Raw genomic sequence first — 3486 nt, forward strand, 5'->3', positions numbered from 1 at the left:
AAACGTCTGTTGGACAGCTTGGGGCGACGTTGGCATGGCGACGCGCGGCTCAGTGCAGCAAGTTTTGGAAGCCAGTGGTGTTGACCTCTTACCGGCAAAAGAAGGTGCAGCCATTGGCGCAGCTTTGGCACTCTCCGCACTCAGCGGTGATGTGGTCGTTGCTGGCGAACTGGGCTCTTTTTCGGGGCTGGAACAAGCCAGCCCAGTTCTATTTGTTCAGGAAGACCAACCGGTCTCTACGGGAATTTTCGACCGCAGTGAAAAAACAGAATCGGGTATGCGCTACACCGTGAACTTCGATCCCAAAGTGGATTTAGGGTTGGATGACCACCGCGTTGACGGCATTCCACTTTTACCAGGTGTTTTGGGTGTTGAGCTGATGGTTCAAGGCCTAAAGATGCACCTTGGTGAAAGCGTCTCTGAGCTTCGTGACGTGCGTTTTCAAAAGCCTGTGAAGTTTTTCAAAGATGAAGCAATGGACATCATCATTGAAGTGCAAACGCTTCAAGACGGCCATGCAAAAGCATCGTTAAATACAGAACTCACAACACCTAAAGGTAAAGTGATTGCCCGGACGCATTTCGTTGCCGATGCTTTTATTGGTGAACGTCTGGAAGTAAACCGTGTTTTACCAGATCGTTTAGAAATGCCTCGCGATCCTCGTCTTACACGCTCAGATATTTATAGCCGGTACTTTCACGGGCCTCGTTTCCAAGTGATTGGTGATGTGAGCCGCATGGGTGAAGATGGTGTCGAGATAGAGCCATTGACTGAACGCCCTGAGTGGGTCGGCAATATGAGTCACGATGAATTCATGACCGTTCCTTACTTACGTGAAGCAGGTTTTCAGGCCGCTGGCCTCTGGGAAATGGCTGAGCTTGGACGGATGGGATTGCCTGCGGGCATTGATACCTTGCATTTAGGTGAGCCTATTCCTGCTGATGTTCCAGTTCTTATCAGTGTGAGACGCCGTGCTTTCGGCGAAAGCGGCGCAAGCTTCGATGTTTGGTTACATGATGGAATGGGTCGTATTTTTGAAGTGATGCGCGGTTATCGTACAGCAACACTGCGTACACTCTCCACCCGCGAGCGTTTCGAGCCAGTGCGTGCACAAGCAGAAGTACCGGATTGGGTTAGAATCAACATTGCTGATGTGGATGCGATGCTGGACGCTGATTTGCGGGGTACCGTGAAGAAGTATTTGTCCGGTGAAGAAATCACGCGTTTTGATACATTGAAAACACAAAAACGAAAGCGTGATTGGTTGGCTGGTCGCATCGCAGCCAAGCGTTTGATCCGTGAAGCTCGGTTTGGAAAAGAAGGCGCGATCATTCCTTACGGAGCAATCAGTATTCTACCAGACCATCTGGGTGCACCGACGATTGTTATTGTTGGTGAGGGGATTTCTGATTCCAGAGTATCCATCAGCCACAGCGGTTCTATGGCCGCCGCAATGTATTGTGCAGAATCCAATGTACTGCCGGGAATTGATGTTGAAATCATTGAGCCTCGTCATGACTCATGGGCGGATGGTTATTTTACCAAGGCGGAGCGTCTGTGGGCCGACCAAGCGAACAATCGCGACCGAGCTCTTACGGCAGCCTGGGCTATTAAAGAAGCTTACCTTAAAGCCATTGGCATTGGCGCTCGTGCAGACTTCAGAGACATCGACGTGAGCTACGATGGTGAGACTTGGTCAGTGAGTGTGGAGGGTACTGTTGCCAAGCGTCTGGTGGAAGTTGGCGGTGGTGAGGCTGTGGTAAGCGTTGGGCTCGAAGAAGATATCGTTGTGGCAAGAGTGTATCTTGCAAAGCTGAGCCAAGCAGAAACAACCTCCCAAACTCACATTTAGTGAGCCGAGTGTCCTGGTGGAGAAGGGCGCAGCAATAGCGTTGCACCTCTTCGATGGCCTTACTTGGTTTTAATATTTTCTGATTATCAAGTCTTAAAGAGACCGACCAGGGACTGCAGTCTGTGGGCTGCTTCGGCAAGTTCTTGTGCCTGATGTTGGGTTTTATCGGCACCATCGGTGGTTCCGTCAGCTGCCGTAGCAACACCCATAATGTTGTTGGCAATTTGTGAGCTGCCGTTAGCTGCAAGGCCAACGCTTCGGCCAATTTCAGCCATGGTCGCGCTTTGCTCTTCAACTGCCCCAGCGATACTGGTTTGCAGCTGATTGATTTGCTCAATGGTTCCGCCAATTTTACCAATCGCGGAAATCGAAGCATCAGCATCTTGCTGAATGGCTTGAATCTTCGAAGAAATCTCAGTGGTTGCTTTGGCGGTCTCACCGGCCAATTCCTTAACTTCGTTTGCAACAACTGCAAAGCCTTTACCACTATCACCGGCTCGTGCGGCCTCAATGGTGGCGTTCAATGCGAGAAGGTTGGTTTGCTCGGCAATCGACGTAATAACCGCGATGATTTTACCAATATCTGCGCTGCTGACACCGAGTTGCTCAACCGTCATATTCGTAGATTTGGCAACTTGTACCGCTTGGGTTGCAACCATGGCTGCGTCATTAGCGTTCTTCGCGATTTCGCGAATACTGAGTCCCATTTCATCAACACCCACCGCTGCATGTTGAGCGTTGTCGCTAACATCGTTGGCCGCTTCGGCAACCATGGTGGCTTGCGAGGCTGTCTCACCGGCGCTGGATGTCATTGACACAGCTGTGGTTTCAAGAACAGCTGACGAGCGAGAGAGCTTCTCGGTTGTTTCGCCAACGCTTGCGATAATTCCACGGAGCTTTTCGAGGAAGGTATTAAACCACTCCGCGAGTTCACCAATTTCGTCATTGCTTGTGACATTGAGACGCTGAGTTAAATCACCCTCACCTTGGGCGATGTCTTTAAGACGGTCGACCATATCGTTAAGCGGGAGTGAAATATATTTCGAGATGACATTGATGATTGCGAACGTTGATATTGCAATCATCGCCAAGAAAAGTAGTAAGCTAAGCGTACGGTTCCAGGCAGTACTCTCTTTGATATCCGTGAGGTCTCTACGAACATCTTTTGCGAGCACGTCGGTAAACTTTACCAGCGTCTCGCGCATATCTTTAAGCCGATTGGCAAGGTCTTTAGCTTGCTCCATCGTATCTTCGCCGTCATCCATATCCACGAAGATTTGGGTAACCTCGTTATACCGGGCAACAATTTCCCCGGCCTGTTTGGATATCTTGTTACTTTCTTTCTGTCGGATCTGCCCAATCTCTTTTTTACTGAGTTTCTTAAGACCTTTAATAGCGGATTCAGAAGCCGCTTGCGCCTCCATAAAGGCGTCTTCATCCTGTTCGGTAATCGCTTTGGTATATTGGTTGAGCATTGTATCGAATTCAACAAGGATATCCTTGCCGTCCAATGCGCCATCCACAGCTTCGACTGATCTCGTCAGTAGCTCTTCATTCTCAATACTTGAGTATGTATTGACCACTTGGGAAACAATGTAACCGGCCAAAAGCGGTGCAATGCCTATCCATATTCT

General features: G+C 49.6%; 2 protein-coding genes. One reads left to right on the top strand and one right to left on the bottom strand.

The window, feature by feature from the left end; genetic code table 11:
* Positions 1–34: 34 nt before the first annotated feature.
* A complete protein-coding gene (locus tag HOK28_24245; GenBank protein ID MBT6436222.1) occupies positions 35–1852 on the top strand; it encodes a 4'-phosphopantetheinyl transferase superfamily protein in 1818 nt (605 codons plus the stop codon).
* Positions 1853–1938: 86 nt separating this feature from the next.
* On the opposite strand, the gene HOK28_24250 is transcribed toward HOK28_24245, so the two are convergent.
* On the bottom strand, positions 1939–3486 hold a 1548-nt coding region (locus tag HOK28_24250), incomplete at its 5' end, for a HAMP domain-containing protein (GenBank protein ID MBT6436223.1).

Source organism: Deltaproteobacteria bacterium, assembly GCA_018668695.1.
Classification (GTDB): domain Bacteria; phylum Myxococcota; class XYA12-FULL-58-9; order XYA12-FULL-58-9; family JABJBS01; genus JABJBS01.

Bases quoted from the DNA above. Each gene is read 5' to 3' on its own strand.
- HOK28_24245 (MBT6436222.1), top strand. From the start codon at position 35: ATGGCGACGCGCGGCTCAGTGCAGCAAGTTTTGGAAGCCAGTGGTGTT.